Here is an 18,384-nt window from a genome sequence, read left to right as displayed (position 1 = left end):
AATATTTCCATGAGACCAACAAGGCTGTTGTTGGGTAAAACGTGCCTGATACTGTGATGGCCCTCTTATGAAGCTATGCATTCAAAAAACAGCTTAATGGGCTTGAGTTTCTTGTCGTTTAGTAAAAGTATAAATATGTGCTGAAAAATGCAACTATTGAGCGTACTAAACGGAGAATAAAAAATGACAGATGTAAACCCCTTAGCTTCTGAGCATGAAAAGCTCAATTATGTTGAATTCGCAGCAAGTGATTTAAAAGCAACCAGTGACTTCTTCAGCAAAGCCTTTGCTTGGGAATTTACTTGGTATGGCGATGATTATGTGTCGTTCGCCAATCAAGGCTTAGATGGCGGATTCTATAAGGCAAACCTTCGCACACGCGAAGCTGATGGCGGTGCTATTCTCATATTCTATTCAAGCGACCTTGAAAGCTCGATGCAGAAAGTGGAGGCAGCCGGTGGTAAGATCACCAAAGCGATATTTTCTTTTCCTGGCGGCAGACGCTTTCATTTTCATGAACCTAGCGGCAATGAATTTGCAGTATGGTCAGACTTAGAAGCGCAATGAATCATGAAGGTATACGGTGACATAAGGTCAAGCTTAGGCTTGATTTGTTAAGCATTGCTCACGACTGGGAGCTTGGCCAATACGACTGCATTTTTTCAAATAAATCATATAGCGGAGAGGTGTCGGTTGAATCCGCCGTTTCAATCGCATAAGCCACTGCTTCGAGCGTTGAAATACCATTGCTCACGCTCGTTTTGCGTATGCGATATTTGCTTTGAATGTCATTTTCGAAGTGATAGTGATTGAGCTGTTGTAACCATTCGTTTTCTAGCAATAGGCGTTTTGCCTTGCGCCAAGTGCTATCAATAAAAACAAAATGACAATCAAGCAGTTCAGCACTCTGTTTGGCTTCTGCAATGCGACTCACCTGTAACTCAAAGGGGGTGCTTGTGGCTGAGGGAAAGAATAAAGCGTAGCGAGAGGGCGCGGCCATGCAGTGATTCTTGAGGCTTGCCATGGCTTGCTCATTATCGCTTTGAATAATGCAGGTATTTTGCAGCCCTAGTAGCAGCAAGCGACCGGTGTTTTTGGCGCTCTTACTTTCCGCTTTGCTTTGCAACAGAATCACTTTCCGCATGTTTTTACAAGGCTCAAGCGCCTCACAAACGCAGGTTTTGAGAGGATAATGGCAACGCTCACAACTGACTCGTTTGCTCAATCTTTTTTCCCTTCTTTGGAACAGCTAGTTTGGCGAGCTCTATATGCTACTTTAATATGCAATTTTAGCCTTGTTTATATGTTCGCCGACGATTATTCTTAATTGATAATACTAACGCCCAATTAGGAAATAGCTACCTCCATGCCAGCAAATAAAGAACAGACTTATCTTAATATTGCCGTACTGACGATTTCAGATACTCGCACCGACGAAACCGATACTTCTGGTCAGTATTTGCTTTCTGCGATTGAGGAAGCCGGCCACAGCATCGCGCAAAGAGCGATCGTCATTGATGATGTTTATCAAATTCGTGCAGTAGCATCGGCCTGGATTGCAAATGAGGATATTCACGCGATCATTACTACTGGCGGGACGGGTTTCTCAGGGCGCGATTCAACGCCTGAGGCCATGTCTGTTTTATTCGATAAGCACGTCGAGGGTTTTGGCGAAACTTTTCGCGCCATTTCGCTGCAAGAAATTGGCGTGTCGACTATTCAGTCAAGAGCATTAGCTGGCTTGGCCAACAACACCGTAATTTTTTGTGTGCCAGGCTCAACTGGTGCATGTAAAACGGCGTGGAATAATATTATTTCGCAACAGCTTGATAGCACCTATCGTCCTTGTAATTTTGTTGGTCATCTTACTCAGAAATGGAGCAAGAGTTAATGAGTATAGGGCCACAACCCGCTAAATTGTCACATGTTGATCAAAGCGGCAGCGCAAATATGGTTGACGTAAGCGATAAGCAAGTGACAAAGCGCGTTGCTATCGCTGAAGGCTTCATCTACATGAGTGACGAAACTATTCGCCAGGTGCTAGATAACAAAAATGCTAAGGGTGATGTGATTTCGGTAGCTAGAGTTGCTGGTATTCAAGGCGCAAAGAAGTGTGCCGACCTTGTTCCCTTGTGCCATCCGCTAGCCTTAAGCAAAGTGAATGTAGACTTTTATATTCAACCTGAGCAAGGCCGCGTTCGTGTCGAGGCCCTGTGCCGATTAACCGGGCAAACGGGCGTTGAAATGGAAGCATTAACGGCAGTGTCAGTGGCAACTCTCACTTTGTTTGATATGTGCAAAGCAGTCGACCCTTTTATGCGAATTGAGGGCATCAAAGTGCTTCACAAAGAAGGTGGTAAGTCGGGCAACAAGTACCAGCAAGGTAAATAATGAGGTTTGTATGGCAGTAATAAAATTCTTTGCATCATTACGGGAACAGTTGAAGCGCTCTGAAGTTGCTGTATCGATTAGTGAGTATACAGGGGCTGCGTCGGCAAGTGTCAATGAGCTAGTAAGTGCAATGGCTGCAGCCGACAAACAATGGGAAGTGTTGCAAGCCGAGCATTTGCTAGTGGCAGTGAATCAAACCATGAGCTCACGTGATACGGCAGTGAAGGACGGCGATGAAATCGCGTTTTTCCCTGCGGTAACCGGCGGTTGAGTTAGCTAGATTTGAAGCCCAATAGTTATCACTGAGCAGGAGTTATCACTGAGCAGGCCTACATCGGCAGCGCCACCCGAACAGCTAAACCTCCGCCGTCACGATTATATAAACCAATTTGGCCATGATGTGCATCGATAATTTCTCGGCAAAGTGCTAAGCCTAAGCCACTTCCGCTTGGTTTTGTCGAATAAAATGGGATCAACGCATTGCTCATGACGGTATCAGATATGCCTTTACCTCTATCGAGCACTTGAATAATCACTTCTTGTTTCCGATATTCTATGTCAACTGCAACATCCTCGGGAGCAGAGCCAGATTCGTGCGCATTCTTCAGTAGATTGATAAGAAGCTGTTCAAGTTGCACCGGATCGGCATAAAAACTTCGAGCACTGTTTGCGCTAGTATCAGCAGGCCCAGACGAATCGTTTACTGTAAATTGCCATTGGTCGGCTAAATTAGCGATAAGATCAGCCCACTTAATTAACGCCAATTTCGGTTCTGGGAGTTTCGCAAATTTACCATAGCCTTGAACAAATTCACTTAGGTGTTTTATGCGATCATCGATGGTTGAGAATACCCGATTCAATTGCTCTTGCTTACGCTGTTGCGAACTGTCCTGGGTGTTATCATTTTCATGGCGTGTCGCTTGAGCACCTAACTTTGCGCTGAGTATCTTACCGCTATGCAACATCGACGAAATCGGCCCAAGTGAGTTGTTCAATTCGTGACTGATAACACGTATCACTTTTTTCCAAACCGCCACTTCTTGCCTACTCAACTCACGGGTCATTTGTTTGAGGATGAATAAAGTGTGGGCTTGATTGTTGAGCAGAAATTGACCTGTCGACATGTGCCAAGTTTGCGGCTCACCATCTTCGGGAACAAGTGAAAACAAACCCTCTTTTTCTGCCCCAATGGCTTCTTCGGCGCCTGCGGGTGCATTTACTACAAGTTGATCAATTTTGCTGCCATCTATATTTTTAGAAGCATTAAAAAAGCGACGAGCGGCAATGTTACTAAACACGACTTGTTGTTGGTCATTTAATAAAAAAAGCACCTCAGGTGAACTTTGCGTGACCTTATCGAGAAGTAATTCACGCTGATATAGCCAGTGTTTTTCTTCTCTGAGTTGCAGTGCAGTTTGATTGTAAAGGCGACATAAATAGCCCAACTCGTCGTCGTTATTGTATGAAAGAGTGGAGGCAAATTCACCGTCTTTTAAATTTAGTAAACCCGTTTCTAAAGACGAGATGCCCTCACGTAAATCTTTCAGAAAATAGCGGGTAAGCACTAGTATGAAGCACACACCAACGAGCGCGATAGCAAGTTGTTCGTAAATACTTAGCGCATTCAGAAGAAATATGGGGGTCATGGCTAAAGCACTGGTAAAAAAGACCGTTAGCGTCACCCTATTGATGAGCTTTAGGCGCATTAATATTCAATCCCATGTTTGTCGAGCCGGCGATAAAGCGCTTGTCGGCTCAGCCCAAACTGACGCGCAACCTTCGCAATCACACCGTGATGCTCTCTCATTGCAGTTTCTAGGTCAGCTTTATTCGGCTCTGCAACGCTTTTAGTTGAGCCTGTAGATAGCTCTCCCAGCGTTTTCCCATTCATATCAACCCTGTTGTTGCCAGCAGTAGGCGTTGCTTGTGGGGTGACGAGTAGGTCAGAGCGCCCCTCAAGTAAGGCAAAATCACTCGGCTCTATCACACCTTCTGGCTTTAATACCGATACCCGCTTACAGGCATTTTCGAGTTCGCGCACGTTACCATACCAAGGATGGGCTAACAGCGCTTTTTCGGCCGCTATACTAATTTGCCGATCGCCTAAAAAGTGTTGAACAAGGGGCATGACATCGTCTAGTCGCTCGGCCAACGCTGGCAAGGCAAGCTCAATGACGTTAAGACGGTAGTACAAGTCCTCGCGAAACTCGCCAGAAGCAATAGCCTGCAATAAATCAGAATTAGTAGCGGATATTACTCTGACTTTTGTTGTGAGGGTTTTGACTGAGCCTAAACGCTGAAACTCGCCGGTTTGTAATACTCTTAATAGTTTGGTTTGCCCCGAGTACGGCAGGTTTCCTATTTCATCCAAAAATAGAGTACCACCGTCGGCAGCTTCAAATAATCCAACACGGGCTTTGTTTGCGCCCGTATAGGCCCCAGCTTCGGCCCCAAAAAGCTCCGCCTCGATTAGGTCGGCGGGTAAGGCGCCACAGTTTACTTTTATAAAAGGTTGGGTGTTAAGTGTTGAACTTTGTTGTATGAGTTCGGCAATTTTTTCTTTACCGCTACCATTTGCCCCGGTAATGAGTACCGAAATATCGGATTTGGCAACTTGAACTGCCATGTCGACAACCCGTTGCATATTAGCTGAGGCAAAAACTAAGCCTGTAGCTTCGGCTTGATTTTGCGCTTTGGCAATAACATCTTGTTGACGCTCCAGCTTTGCGGAAGCTGTAGTTGCTTTACCAAGGGCAACAAGGTTAGCAATGGTGTTAACAAGCTTTTGATCATCCCAAGGTTTAGCAATGTAGTCTACTGCACCCGCTTTTACCAACTCGATGGCTTGTTCTAAGTCAGTCCACGCGGTGATCAATATAACGGGTAGATGCGGATTCAATTCTCGCATTTGATAAAAAAGAGACTTGCCTTCCTCACCTGAAGTGGTGTCGCCAGTGAAGTTCATATCTTGGATCACTAACGACACTCTAAGTTGATTTACATACTGCATTGCCTGCTGGGGCGAAGTGGTGGTGATCACTTCGTATCCATGTATCTCTAGCAGCAAGGATAAAGCCTGAAGGACTGCTGGCGTATCGTCTACAATCAGGATTTTATCCATAAATGTCCCTTTTTTATTGATTAAGCTTAAATGCTTCTAGTTGCAATGCTTGGCGCGATATTGGCTGCTTTTAGTGCCGGAAACAATACCGATAACAGACTAATTGCAAACACACATACGATGGTCACTACGATATAGCTGTTATCAAGCGCTGGCAACGAAAATTCTGACATCATATATTCGCCCAAAAATAATGAGCTTGCATAGCTTGCAGCAGCACTCACTATGCAGATGATTGTATTTTCTACAAGGAAGTAGCGCAAAATTGCCGACTTTCGAGCGCCTAACGCTCTGCGGGTGCCTATTTGTTTGGTGCGTTTACTAATATTGAACACAGTCATTCCAAAAATACCTAAAGCGGTCACCAACACTATTACGCAAATAATCACCGTCATCATACGCACCATTAATATGTCCGAGGCATTATAGTTTGCTTTCGCAGCGTCCATACTGCGCATGTAGGTCACGACTCTTTTGTTACTTTCTTCAAGCAGCACGCTTTCAATATCTCGCATAATAATATCGCGTTGGTCAGCTTCGGTGCGTACAATAAATTTCTGTCGCATAGACGCTCTAGCATTTGGCATCACTACCACACTGTCTACAGCGCTGTCTTTGAGCCACGGGCCCTTCATTTTGTCAACAATACCAATTATTTGCATGGGGGCATTGCCAAAATAGATGGTTTGGCCAAGTCCGTTTCCTTCAGGAAAATGAGTATCGGCAAAGCCTTTAGATACAATCACTACCTGCGGCACATCGTTCATTGTGCTACCAACAATCACCTCGTCTGAGCGAAAGTTACGCCCTTCGCTAATCGTTACGCCCAAAGTCTCAAAAATATTTTCGTCGGCAGTGAAATAGGCGGCACGAGTGTCGGGCCCGCGCTCACTGGCCGGTTGACTACCAAATCCTGATGCTGAACCGCCACCCGAAACCGGTACGTTATTGATTAGATTAGCGTTGATTACCCCAGGTATATCACGAATGAGTTGCTCGGTGCCTTCCAACAGCGTTGAAAGGTTGTCTACTTCGCCCACAGTCATCACGCTGAAAGAAAAGATTTCATCCTCGGGATAGCCCGTTTCTTGTGACAAATAGTTCATTCTATCGTTAATAATAAAGGCTGCATTACTCACTATTGCCGTGGTAATAATGATTTGAAAGATCAACATCGCTGCGCCCGCTTTAGAGCGCATTAGAGAACGTAAAATAGGTTTTATTTCTAACATGATATTGCCCTTATTGAGTTTTTAGATAGATAGCGGGTTGTGTTTTACACACTAACCAAGCTGGATAGAGGCCTGCGATTATGCATGACACAATAGCGATTGCAGGAGCGGCGAGTAGCATGCCTAGGTCCATGGTCGCAAGTGCTTGGTAATTTCCACTGGTTGTGCGCACTCCCCACAAACCAAGTTGAGCGATGGCGATACCAAGGCTGCCGCCGAGTAAACCGAGAATGGATACTTCTACTAAATGCTGAAGAAAGACCTGTCGTTTGCTAGCACCAAGAGCTCTGCGAACGCCTACTTCTGGAGCACGGCGTAGGAACTTTCCTAGCAAGAGCCCCAAAATATTGGCTAAGCAAACCGCCAAGAAAAGAAAACTCAAACCAACTAGCACTTTATTGTCTTCAGATACCACGCCGCGATAATCCAGCCAGTTGTTAACATCTCTCACGGAAAAGCTTGGTACTTCGCGCTCGAAGCGTCCTTTGGTCGCTTCTTCGGTAAGGTAGGCAAGCAAGTAATCTTCGAACCTTTGGGTCTCTTGCTTATTGTCGAGTTCAACCCAGAACTGCAGCCAAAAGTTTTCAGACTGCAGGAAGTCTTCCCAAGAATTGATATCGCCATACTTCCAGCCATTCGTATTGCCTGCGGTGTCTATTTGATTGGGTTCCACTAAGGTGATTGGCATGAAGATCGGTTCTGGACTATCGAAAGGGCCATTGTTCACATCATAAAACTTCGTATGAATGTCCCACTGCTGCATTACGCCAACTATGCGGAAAGGCGTGTCGTCGAGGTATATTTCTTTACCAACAGAATTACTACCACCAAACAACCTTTCGTTAAGTTCTTGGTTGATCACAATAACGGCTTCAGCATTGTTTTCTTGTTCTTGAGACCAACTGCTACCGTACACAAATTCGCGCTCGAACATTGGAAAGAATTCTCTGCCAGCGATGCGCGTCATGGCTAAAAAAGGTGCCATTTCATCGTTGTTCATGTGTACAGCGAACTGCGCGACCAACATCGCAGTTTTACGAATGTCGATGTTTTCATCACGGTCGTTCAACTTCAATTTGTGTAAATGCATAGCATCTTTGAAGGTAAGCTGAAATGGCATATTATCGTCGGACCACCAATCGGTGTTATCGTCCATAGTATTAAGTTGTACGGCAAATAAGCGGTCGCTTTTTGCAGGGATCGGATCCATCGACATCATGTGATAAACCGACAAACTAGTCATGGTTATACCGATACCAATCGCGATTGCACATACCATCAAAATCGACACCAAGGGGGTGCGACGTAGGCTTCGCCAGCCAATATCCATATAGTAAAATAACATATTACACCTCCATTGCAGTTGCGTTGGCAACTGCTTCAATGGTCTTGTTTTGATAGAGAGTGAAATCGGCAAGTTGGCCATCAACAACTTGAATATTGCGAGGTGCTCGACGTGCTAATTCCGCATCATGAGTGACCATAATTATCGTTGCACCTTCTTCATTAATGCTTTCAAGCAATTCCATAACTTGACGTGCCATCAGTGAATCAAGGTTACCTGTTGGTTCATCGGCTAGTAAAAAGCGCGGTTTGCCAGCTAAGGCTCTGGCAATAGCGACCCGTTGCTGCTGACCACCGGAAAGCTGCTGTGGTAGATGTTTAGCTCTGCTCGCTAGCCCGACTTTTTCTAAACACTCTACAATACGACGCTTACGCTCAGCTGACTTGATGCCTGCATAGCGCAGCGGCACTTCAATATTCTCGAACAAGTTTAAGTCTGGAATGAGGTTAAAACCTTGGAAAATGAAGCCAATTTTTTGATTGCGAAGGTCGGCAGTTTGGTTGTCACTTAGCTTACCAACATCGATACCATCGAGCATGTATTGGCCGCCGGTATGCGGTTCGAGCATGCCCGCAATGTTTAAAAAGGTTGTTTTACCAGAGCCTGAAGGGCCGGTAACGGCGATAAATTCGCCTTCTGCAACCTCCAAGTTGAAATCGCGAAGGGCGTGAGTTTGTACTTTCTCGGTTTGATAAACCTTGCTGATGTTTTTCATACTTAACATAAAATTTTCCTTTTAAACGCTCGCGATATACATTGGACGCGAGCTTAAATTAGTGTTTGTGACTTAGTTGAGAAGGAGGGTTTCAGCCCCTTCGAATTGGTCGTAATTCGATACTATTATTTGGTCGTTGGCTTGCAGGCCACTGAGAATTTCTACTTCGCGCATGCTGCTTACGCCAACGGTGATATTAATTTTGTGTGCAAGGTCGCCTTCCACTTTGTAGGCAATAAAACCACCAGATTGGAGGAAACTGCCTCGACGTACTTTGATAACGTCAGCTTTGCTTTCCAACAAGATACGCGACGAGACTTGCTGATTTTGCCTAATACCTGCCACCGCATCTTGATTAAAACGTACACGAGTTTTCACCTGGCGATTTTCAACTTCAGGCGAGATGGCTGAAAGTGTTCCTTTAACTGTTTCACCCCCAATATTGATTTCGGTCGCCATGCCAATCGCTAGGTCGTTTGCAAAGCTCTCTGCAACATTGAGTTCAACTTCGTAAGCGCTAAGGTCGACAAGTGTCATTAAGGCATCGTTTTTGGAGACAAGAGCTTTTGCCGGTACCAATAAATTGCCAACTACGCCGTTGACACTTGCGGTTATCGAGAGTTGAGATATTTTTCTTTCAATTTCTTCTACTACCAATGCTTGACGAGCAAGAGTGCTGCGAGCACTTTCGAGCTCAAAATTAAGGCGATCTTTGGCGATAGCCACTTCTTCTTTCGCGTGCTTTTGTGTCAGCTTGGCGCGGGCTAGGTCATCCACTGCTTTTTCGAAATCGATTTGACTAATTAAGTTATTTTTAATGGAAGCTTGGGCTCGGCGATTTTCGCGTTCAGCGGCCTCTAAATCCACTTGCGCTATATCGAGTTGTTTAGTTAATTGTAGCGCTTGGCTTCTTGAATCTAACTCTTGACGAGCTAGCTCACCTTTGAGCCTGTTCATTTCAGAACGTTCTTGCTTGAGTTGATTGGCAAGTTCAGGACTTTCAACGCGAGCAAGCTCTTGGCCGAAGCTAACACTATCACCTGCATTTACCAATAATTCTACAAAACCTTGTTCGGGTGAGTACACTTGAGGGGCATTCGCTGCGACAATGCGGCCGTTAGCGACGACATCGCTGATTAATTCACCGGTCTCAACCGTAGCGATTTGTACCGAAGCGCGTTTAAAGCTGCGCTCAGCTGAGCTACTTGAAACAATGGCATTTGCGACGAAGGCGATGGCTACTAATGCAAGGAGTGCCACTACAATGAATTTCCTTCGTTTAGGCTTAGGGGCAACTTCAACATCTTGAGCGCTGGTGTCTTTAATCATTTGTGTGTCTCCACTTGAGGACCACACAATTCAGCATCACCGAAGACTTGATTAAAGAGATTCACTGCAGCGGCAAAAAGCACAACGCAAACCGGAGATAAAAATAAGTAAGTGGCTAATGTTTCCATTTTTCTTCCTTAAGTGAGTTGAGATAAGCGCTTGTAAACTGCTTATCACCATAATTATTTCTTGTATAGCGAACATCGTGCCAAAGATTAAGTTGCTGAAAAATAACGATTAAATTGTTAATTTGATGATGAAGAAGTGTCCGCGGACAGAAAAAGTGTCCGAAGCGGACACTTTTTAGTTTGCTTGCTTTACTGCGCCAAACGATGATTGAACCCTTTAACAAAGGGGGTAACTCCCAAACAAATGCCACGATAAAAACACGGTCATCTCTTCGTAAATACAGGCCTTGGCTTTTCTCTCAGTTTTTCCGATTAGGCCAATCGGTTTAATTCACAACATATTATTAACATTCACGACTATACTTTTTGAGTACCCACAAAGCGCGCAGTACTGAATTCATGTGGGTTAAACCTTCAATTTGTAAAAAGGAACATATCATGAGAACGCAAAAGTTGTTTTCAAAAGCCTGTATAGCCGGCTTAGTCAGTACATTCTGCATGGCAGGTGCCGCGATGGCAGAAACTGCTGAAATTACCAAACCAAAAGGCGCTATGGGTACAGGTGCCGCTGTTGCTGGGCAGCCAAAATCAAATCAATTTTGGTGGCCAGATCAACTCGACCTAAGTGCTCTACGCGATCATGACAGCCGTTCTAATCCGTATGGCGCAGACTTTGACTACGGCGAAGCTTTTAAAAAGTTAGACTATGATGCTGCTAAAAAAGACATAGATAAACTACTCACAACTTCACAAGATTGGTGGCCAGCAGATTTTGGAAACTACGGCCCTTTCTTTATTCGCATGACCTGGCACAGTGCGGGTACCTACCGCACACTCGATGGTCGCGGTGGTGCAGGTGGCGGTCAACAACGCTTTGACCCGCTCAATAGCTGGCCTGACAATGGCAACTTAGATAAAGCGCGTCGTTTACTTTGGCCTATAAAAATGAAGTATGGTGAAAACCTTTCATGGGCTGACTTGATGGTGTTGGCTGGCAACGTTGCATTGGAAAACATGGGTTTTGAAACCTATGGATTTGCTGGTGGCCGAGCTGACGATTGGGAACCCGATATGGTGTATTGGGGTCCAGAAGTAGAGATGCTGGCAAGCGATCGAGAAGATCGTGATGGCAAGCTTCAACGCCCGCTAGGTGCAACACACATGGGCTTGATTTATGTAAACCCAGAAGGCCCTCGTGGTAAGCCAGATCCAATTGGTTCAGCCAAGAATATCCGCGTTGCTTTTGGTCGAATGGCGATGAATGACGAAGAAACACTCGCGCTTATTGCTGGCGGGCACACCTTCGGTAAAATGCATGGTGCTCACAAGCCCAAAGACTGCGTAGGCCCTGAGCCAGGTGCTGCACCCATAGAAGAACAAGGCCTAGGCTGGAAAAATAAGTGTGGTAAAGGTCACTCAGAAGACACCGTCACCAGTGGCTTGGAAGGCGCTTGGACTCAAGCACCTACGCGCTGGACGTCACTGTATTTGAGTAACTTGCTTAACTTCGAGTGGAAGCAGACACGTAGTCCAGCGGGTGCCATTCAGTGGATCCCAACTGATGAGTCTCTGCACAAAGTTGTTCCGGATGCGCATGTGAAAGGTAAGTTTAATCCACCCGTTATGACGACAGCCGACTTAGCACTTAAGTTCGACCCTGAGTATCGTAAAATTGCAGAGCGTTTTCTTGCTGATCCAAAAGAATATCAGCTCGCTTTTGCGAAGGCTTGGTATAAGTTGACACACCGCGATATGGGGCCTCGTGCGAATTACTTGGGCAGTGAAGTGCCACAAGATATTTTGATATGGCAGGATCCTGTACCAGAAGAGTCGCGTTCAACTATTGACGCTAGTGCGGCTAATAAACTGAAAGCGGATATCTTGGATTCAGGATTGTCTGTATCGGAATTAGTGAGAGTTGCATGGGCCTCTGCTGCCAGCTATCGTCACTCTGATATGCGTGGAGGTACAGACGGTGGGCGTTTGGCCTTAGCACCTCAAAAAGATTGGGCTGTTAATAACCCGGCTGAAACAAGCAGGGTTCTGAAAACTCTAAAAGACATTCAAGCGAAGCATAACAAAGGGCGCAAGAAAGTATCACTTGCTGATCTCATCGTTTTAGGTGGCGCTGCTGCCATTGAGAAAGCGGCGAAGGATGCTGGATTTGACGTGAAAGTCCCCTTTAGGCCTGGCCGCGGCGATGCAACTCAAGCGCTAACCGACGTAAATTCGTTTAATTTACTTGAGCTCAGTGCCGATGGTTTTAGAAATCATTTTGATGCTGAGGCTAGCTATAAGTCGCCTACCGAAAGTTTGGTAGATAAAGCAGACCAACTCGACTTGAGCGTTCCTGAAATGACGGTACTTGTGGGTGGTTTACGCGCGCTTGATGCGAATCATTCAGGTGCTAAGCATGGCGTACTTACCAATCGCGCTGGGCAGCTAAGTAACGACTTCTTCGTCAACTTGCTAGACATGTCGACAGTGTGGCAAAAAGCTGATCAAGAGGGTATTTATAATGGCTTGGACCGCAGTACGGGTGCTCAGAAATGGTCGGCTACATCTGTAGACCTGATCTTTGGTTCAAACTCTGAACTGCGTGCTGTGTCTGAAGTGTATGCCTACGACACCTCGAAAGAGAAGTTCGTAAATGACTTCATCGCGGCATGGACTAAGGTAATGAACTTGGGACGTTAAGCGCACTTAAACATTTAAACAAATCACAAAAGGCCACATTGTTTGTACAATGCGGCCTTTTTTAATGCATGATTTCTTCCAGTTTATTGCGATTACGTCTGGAAAGCGTCAGTGTTTCTCCGTTGACCAAAATCACGGTGTAGTCACCTTTATCGTTTGGCCTAAGCTCCACAACCATTTTTCGCTGTACTATCGATGAACGGTGAATACGCACGAAGAGGTTGGGATTAAGTTGCTTTTCTAGCTCGCAAAGTGTTTCTCGATGCAGAATGACTTTGCCGTCTTGCAGGTGTACTTCAGCATAATTTCCTGCACCGCTTATAAAGCTGATGTTTTCAACGTCAATCAGACGTATTCGGCCCGGATCGCGCACAATCAAACGTTCACGATAACTATCATTTTCTTGTGCAGCCAATGAATGTAAGCTGCTGTGAAGTTGATGATAGGATTTGAAGCCTTTCTCACTGTGTCTTCCGGCCGCTTTCTCGATCGCGCGCACAAAACGATCGTCTTCAAAGGGCTTTAAAATATAGTCAACAGCGTTTAGCTCGAAAGCCTCAATGGCGTAATCATTATAAGCCGTTGCAAACACGACAATGCATTTGTCTGGTAACTGCTTGGCTAACTCCAGACCAGAGCACCCTGGCATCTCAACATCGAGGATCACGATGTCGGGTTGAGACTCTTGGGCAACTTTGAGCGCTTCGGTGCCATTGCAGGCTTCAAATACATCGGTAACATAAGGGATATCGCTTAAGATCAACTTGACAGTCTCTCTTGCCAAAGACTCATCATCAGCAACAAGTACTCTAAGCATGGTGAACTCCTATTGGTATCGCTAAAACGGTTTCAAATAATCCTTCTTTTAAAGGTCTTAATTCTAATCGAAAGCTAGAGTATAGGCGGGTTAAACGCTCTCGGGTGTTGCTTAACCCTATACCAAAACCATCGTGGTGGTCGTTTTGGGCAACTTTATTGACCATAGTGAAGGTGAGCTCATTCTCGTCTCTTGAAATGTTAAGGCTGAGTGGGTTCTGGTTTGATTCCAGTTGTGACCCGTGCTGTACCGCATTTTCAACTAGGGGCTGAAGTAGCATGTTTGGAATTTCTAAATCGAGGCAATTAGCCGCAACGCTTATATGTGTTTCAAGTTTGTCTGAAAAGCGCATTTTTTGAATGGTTAAATAACTATTGATAAAGGAGATTTCGTCTTTGATACGAATGTCACTGTCGTTTTTATTTTCAAGAATTTTACGAAGCATCATACTTAGTTCAGCTAGTGCGCTCACCGCATCTTTTTCTCGCTTGAGTCTCACCAAACTGGCAATCGTGTTGAGGGTGTTAAATAGAAAGTGAGGGTTTAACTGCGAGCGAAGCGCTTTGAGCTGCTCTTGAATTAATTGGTTTTGAAGATGTTTTACTTCGATATTTCTTTCCATTGATTGGTGGTAGAAAGACAAACCAAGAGCGCAGGCTAAAATGCCTAAATAAATCGCGATATCCAGTTGCGAACTGTTTTGTAGAATGAAGATGAAAACATTAATGTAGTCAGCAAAACTGTCGTCGCGCAAGACAATGCGCATGGCACTGCAAAAAGCCCAATACATGCTAAGCAAGCCTGCCATAGTGAGAACTTGGTAAGTCACTTTTCTAATGGTGCTGCGTGCTACTGATGCAGTGTGTGCGACGGAATGAAAAACACCGCCGGTCACGACTATCCAACTTAGGAACCAAGGGCTCATCAGTACCCAAGTATTTAGCCACGTTAATTCGTATTCAGTTCCTTCTGCTGCGCCATATTGAATATGCACAAAGAGACCTAACACCGCTATCCAAAATGCGATATTGATTAACCAAAAATATCTGCCTAAATGAGGCTTCATTGCCGACATAAGTTGCATTATCCTGTAATCCCTTACGAATAACATAGCGGTGTTTTGATTAATAATCCATCTTTTAGCTAACCACCGGTTCGTCACATCAATCAGACCGTTTAACCCAAAAACACCATAAAATAGATGCGCTATCACGCTGTGTGTCTTATAAATAATAGTCTGTAGAAATATTCACCATGACGCATATTAGCCCTTGCACTGCGCTAGAAAAGAGTGTTTCAAATCGTGTCAGTGCAAAAGTTCCCCCTGTTCAACCTGTAATTTGAACCTCTGGTCACACCGTTGCGCCTTTTCATGTAATCACACTAGTGATGCCTCTCTATTGTGCCTAATTTAGTAGCAGGCAGAGTGTTTGCCATAATAAAAATTCACAATAAAAATTAGCCTTCACGGCACTATCTAATTGCTATCAAACAATTAGTGCTCATGAAGGGGGGGAACTCAAAATGTTTACAAGAACAAACGGATTTAGGAAGTCTAAGGCGGCTTCATCAGTCAGTTTAGCGCTGTGTGTTGGAATGATTTCGGCCGGCGTATTTAGCTATTCGCCCGCCGCGTTTGCACAGGACGAGGATGAAGCTGACAACGCAGTTGAAAAAATATCAGTCACCGGCAGCCGAATTCGGGCGCCAGGAACTGAATCTTCAAGCCCGATTATTTCAATTGGTGAAGAAGAAATAAAATTTGCCGGCACGCCAGAGTTTGAGCGTGTGCTGCGAGCATTACCTTCGACCATCCCTGCGGACGGTAGTAATGCGAATAATGGCACGGCAGGTGCTGCCACAATCGACCTACGTGGTTTAGGCGCTCAGCGAAATCTTGTTTTGCTGGACGGGAAACGCATGGTGCCCTTCAACTTTAATGGTCAGGTAGATACGACTAACATTCCTACTGCCTTGATTGAGCGTATTGATGTGGTCACTGGTGGGGCGTCAGCGGTTTATGGCTCTGATGCCGTAGCCGGTGCAATTAACGTCATCTTGAAAAAGGATTTTGAAGGTGTTGCCCTTGATATGAATCATTCTCAAACAGGTGATTCAGATGGCGACCAAGATTCGATTGCACTTACCTTGGGTTCAAATTTTGATGATGATCGTGGTAATGCTGTGTTATCCATCAGTTGGTTTAATCGCGAGGCCATTCGCTTGGGGCAGCGACCGTTAGGCCAGTTGGGCATTAACTCAAATACCGGGGCAGGATACGCTGAGTTCCTTGCCGGTGAATCGCCAGCAGATCCTGTAGCAGGCTGTGGTGGCCCTAATGTGGTTGATTTTGTAAACGGTAGTGGTTCAACAACAGCCATACCTACCCGCTTCGAGCTCATAGGTACTGGCGTATCCGGTCAGTTTAGAGACGACCGTACTTTGGGAGATCAATGCAGTCGTTTTAATTTCAATCCTTTCAACTTTTACCAAACTCCCGCGCAGCGATATTCAGCCACTGCGCTGGCAAATTACATGATAAACGACAATGCCGAAGTGTATGCGTCGTTTAACTATTCAAACAGTTCGGTTGATCAACAAGTGGCTCCGTCAGGTACATTTGGTGCAGCATTTGATTTGCCCTTGTATAACCCATTTATTAGTGATCAGGCACTACAATGGATACTCGATGGGGCAAACGATGCGGTCGCTGGTGGTTCCTTGGTAGATGGCGGCAGCTGGACTGACCGCAACGCCAACGGGGTTGTTGATTCTGAAGATTCACTCAACGTTCGTTTACGCAGAAGAACATTAGAGCTTGGGCCGCGTACCGAGCGTTTTGATTCTGATATTTGGCAGCTTAATTTAGGTGTTCGTGGCGAAATTAGTGATGGTTGGGAATACGATGTCTCGTATCAGTATGGTGAGTCGAATAGAACCACTGTTAGAGACGGCTATACAAACCTGCCAAATATTCAAGCCGCACTCGATACCCGCGATGGCGTAACGTGTGCCTCAGGTGGTACTTGTGTGCCGATTGATTTGTTTGGGGGTTTTGGCACGATCACTGAAGAACAAGCTGGTTTTGCACGAGCGATAGCCATTCAACAACAAAAATACGAGCAAGAAATTGGCTCGGTTGTATTTACTGGTCCAGTAGATGTGGTGATGTTACCTACAGCAGATGCGCCATTGTCGATGAGTTTCGGTTTTGAATTTAGAAACGAAACGGGTTTGCTTGAGCCTGATGAGTGTTTGAAGTTAGCGCCAGCAAGTTGTCAGGGTGGTGCTGGAGGTAACCTGCTGCCAATTAAAGGTGGTTATAAATCTCAAGATGTCTATTTTGAGGGCTTACTCCCTTTGGTTGATGGTAAAGCCTTCGCTGAGAAAGTCGATTTTGAATTTGGCTTCAGAACCTCTGATTACGATACGATTGGCAGAACTGATTCATGGAAGTACGGTTTGAATTGGCGTCCTGCAGATACCCTTCTGCTACGCGTAATGAAGCAGCGTGCTAACCGGGCCCCTAACATTGCCGAATTATCGTCGCCGGTGACATCGGGTTTAAGTAACGCTACTGGCGATCCCTGCTCGGTAGAAAATGCCGCAAATATTGATTCTCGTCTTACCCAGCTTTGTATATCGACTGGCATGTCGGAAGCGCAGGTGGGTGTAATACCCGACATTATCTCGGGTCAGATCAACACGTTTGCAGGCAGTGACCCTGCGTCACCTCCAGGTCCGGAAGAAGCCGACACCACCACTGCAGGATTTGTATGGACACCAGATTTTGAGGCTTTCAGGAGCTTCTCACTGTCTGCCGACTACTACGATATTGATATTAAAGACATCATAGGTAATTTCTCTGCACAGGAAGTATTAGATTCTTGTTATGTACAAGGCCTAGAAAGTGATTGTGCAAAGATAAACCGAGTGGGTGGCGATCTTACTGGGTCTTCAGCAGGGGTTAATTTGTTTACCAGTAACCTGAAGTTCTTACGTGCTGAAGGTATTGAAATTGCGTTCAACATCGGTTTGGATTTAGAAGAATATGGTGACCTGAACTTCTCAGGAAACATCAATAAATATCTAACCCAAGAGTCACAAAGCTCTGACAACGTGCCTGTTGTTGATTGCAGAGGCTTTTATGGTACAAGCTGTACGCCAATTTCAGACTTAAGATGGATACAAAGAACAACTTGGAGCCTTGATGAGTTAACAGTGTCATTGCAATGGCGTCATATCAACTCAGTGGATGTTGAACTGCCAGAAGCGAGTATTCGATTCGAAGAGTTTAGAAGCATAGACTCTTATGATTATTTCGATTTATTTGCTAGCTATGCACTTACTGATTATGCGGTTGTTACGGCAGGTGTGGATAACATCTTGTCGGATGATCCACCAGTGCTTGGAAATCAAATCGGTGCTACGCGCGCTAACTCAGGAAACACCTTTCCAAGCCAGTACGATACTTTAGGTCGTATCTACAAGCTTGGCGTGAGTTTTAGTTTCTAAGGTAATGTAAGTGCAATAAAATAAAGCGTAAAGGCGATGACTTGAGTCATCGCCTTTTTTTTAATACTAACTTGTGAGTGATGCTTCAAGGATA

The 18,384-nt window shown here is 45.2% G+C and carries 16 protein-coding genes; 6 read left to right on the top strand and 10 right to left on the bottom strand.

From position 1 onward, the window contains the following. The first annotated feature begins 183 nt into the window (after positions 1 to 183). Complete coding sequence (locus ISG33_RS14050; protein WP_195734233.1) at positions 184 to 567, top strand: VOC family protein; 384 nt, start codon at positions 184 to 186, stop codon at positions 565 to 567. Positions 568 to 625: 58 nt separating this feature from the next. Here the strand turns inward: ISG33_RS14050 and ISG33_RS14045 are convergent, their stop codons facing one another. Further along, a complete protein-coding gene (locus ISG33_RS14045; protein WP_195734232.1) occupies positions 626 to 1,225 on the bottom strand; it encodes a tRNA-uridine aminocarboxypropyltransferase in 600 nt (199 codons plus the stop codon). A gap of 141 nt (positions 1,226 to 1,366) precedes the next feature. Here ISG33_RS14045 and moaB point away from each other — a divergent pair, with 141 nt between their 5' ends. The 3 genes from moaB to ISG33_RS14030 are packed head-to-tail and all read left to right on the top strand — an operon-like array spanning position 1,367 to position 2,662. Continuing rightward, positions 1,367 to 1,891, top strand: coding sequence for a molybdenum cofactor biosynthesis protein B (gene moaB, locus ISG33_RS14040; RefSeq protein WP_195734231.1), 525 nt, complete (start codon positions 1,367 to 1,369; stop codon positions 1,889 to 1,891). Beyond that, a complete protein-coding gene (gene moaC, locus ISG33_RS14035) occupies positions 1,891 to 2,391 on the top strand; it encodes a cyclic pyranopterin monophosphate synthase MoaC (protein WP_195734230.1) in 501 nt (166 codons plus the stop codon). The genes moaB and moaC overlap by 1 nt, the downstream gene beginning before the upstream one ends. 10 nt (positions 2,392 to 2,401) lie before the next feature. Beyond that, entirely contained in the window at positions 2,402 to 2,662 is a 261-nt protein-coding gene (locus ISG33_RS14030; protein WP_195734229.1) for a MoaD/ThiS family protein, read from the top strand. 58 nt (positions 2,663 to 2,720) lie between these two features. On the opposite strand, the gene ISG33_RS14025 is transcribed toward ISG33_RS14030, so the two are convergent. The 7 genes from ISG33_RS14025 to ISG33_RS17195 all read right to left on the bottom strand — a co-directional run bounded on the left by ISG33_RS14025 (position 2,721) and on the right by ISG33_RS17195 (position 10,261). Beyond that, on the bottom strand, positions 2,721 to 4,097 hold the full coding sequence (locus ISG33_RS14025) for a sensor histidine kinase (protein ID WP_195734228.1): 1,377 nt from the start codon (positions 4,095 to 4,097) through the stop codon (positions 2,721 to 2,723). Beyond that, positions 4,097 to 5,512 (bottom strand): sigma-54-dependent transcriptional regulator, encoded by a 1,416-nt coding sequence (locus ISG33_RS14020; RefSeq protein ID WP_195734227.1) that lies wholly within the window; start codon positions 5,510 to 5,512, stop codon positions 4,097 to 4,099. Before ISG33_RS14020 ends, ISG33_RS14025 begins: the two co-directional genes overlap by 1 nt. A gap of 26 nt (positions 5,513 to 5,538) precedes the next feature. Continuing rightward, positions 5,539 to 6,744, bottom strand: coding sequence for an ABC transporter permease (locus tag ISG33_RS14015; RefSeq protein ID WP_195734226.1), 1,206 nt, complete (start codon positions 6,742 to 6,744; stop codon positions 5,539 to 5,541). A gap of 10 nt (positions 6,745 to 6,754) precedes the next feature. Further along, positions 6,755 to 8,089: an ABC transporter permease gene (locus ISG33_RS14010; RefSeq protein WP_195734225.1), complete on the bottom strand. Its 1,335-nt coding sequence runs from the start codon at positions 8,087 to 8,089 to the stop codon at positions 6,755 to 6,757. Between the two features lies 1 nt (position 8,090). Continuing rightward, complete coding sequence (locus ISG33_RS14005) at positions 8,091 to 8,813, bottom strand: ABC transporter ATP-binding protein (RefSeq protein ID WP_195734224.1); 723 nt, start codon at positions 8,811 to 8,813, stop codon at positions 8,091 to 8,093. 63 nt (positions 8,814 to 8,876) lie between these two features. Then, a complete protein-coding gene (locus ISG33_RS14000) occupies positions 8,877 to 10,133 on the bottom strand; it encodes an efflux RND transporter periplasmic adaptor subunit (protein ID WP_195734223.1) in 1,257 nt (418 codons plus the stop codon). Continuing rightward, positions 10,130 to 10,261 carry a hypothetical protein gene (locus ISG33_RS17195; protein ID WP_255528913.1) on the bottom strand — a complete coding sequence of 44 codons (132 nt, stop codon included), beginning with the start codon at positions 10,259 to 10,261 and terminating at the stop codon, positions 10,130 to 10,132. Before ISG33_RS17195 ends, ISG33_RS14000 begins: the two co-directional genes overlap by 4 nt. A 438-nt stretch (positions 10,262 to 10,699) precedes the next feature. On the opposite strand from ISG33_RS17195, the gene katG reads away from it, so the two are divergent. Next, positions 10,700 to 12,958, top strand: a complete 2,259-nt coding sequence (gene katG, locus ISG33_RS13995; protein WP_195734222.1) for a catalase/peroxidase HPI — start codon at positions 10,700 to 10,702, stop codon at positions 12,956 to 12,958. Between the two features lie 61 nt (positions 12,959 to 13,019). On the opposite strand, the gene ISG33_RS13990 is transcribed toward katG, so the two are convergent. Further along, positions 13,020 to 13,775: a LytR/AlgR family response regulator transcription factor gene (locus ISG33_RS13990; protein WP_195734221.1), complete on the bottom strand. Its 756-nt coding sequence runs from the start codon at positions 13,773 to 13,775 to the stop codon at positions 13,020 to 13,022. Beyond that, positions 13,768 to 14,850, bottom strand: a complete 1,083-nt coding sequence (locus ISG33_RS13985) for a sensor histidine kinase (RefSeq protein WP_195734220.1) — start codon at positions 14,848 to 14,850, stop codon at positions 13,768 to 13,770. The genes ISG33_RS13990 and ISG33_RS13985 overlap by 8 nt, the downstream gene beginning before the upstream one ends. A 449-nt stretch (positions 14,851 to 15,299) precedes the next feature. Here ISG33_RS13985 and ISG33_RS13980 point away from each other — a divergent pair, with 449 nt between their 5' ends. Continuing rightward, entirely contained in the window at positions 15,300 to 18,290 is a 2,991-nt protein-coding gene (locus tag ISG33_RS13980) for a TonB-dependent receptor plug domain-containing protein (RefSeq protein ID WP_195734219.1), read from the top strand. Positions 18,291 to 18,384: the final 94 nt, after the last annotated feature.

This window comes from Marinibium conchae, from assembly GCF_015595035.1.
In the GTDB taxonomy this organism is placed as follows: domain Bacteria; phylum Pseudomonadota; class Gammaproteobacteria; order Enterobacterales; family Alteromonadaceae; genus Glaciecola.
This window is presented reverse-complemented; position numbering and strand designations above follow the sequence as displayed.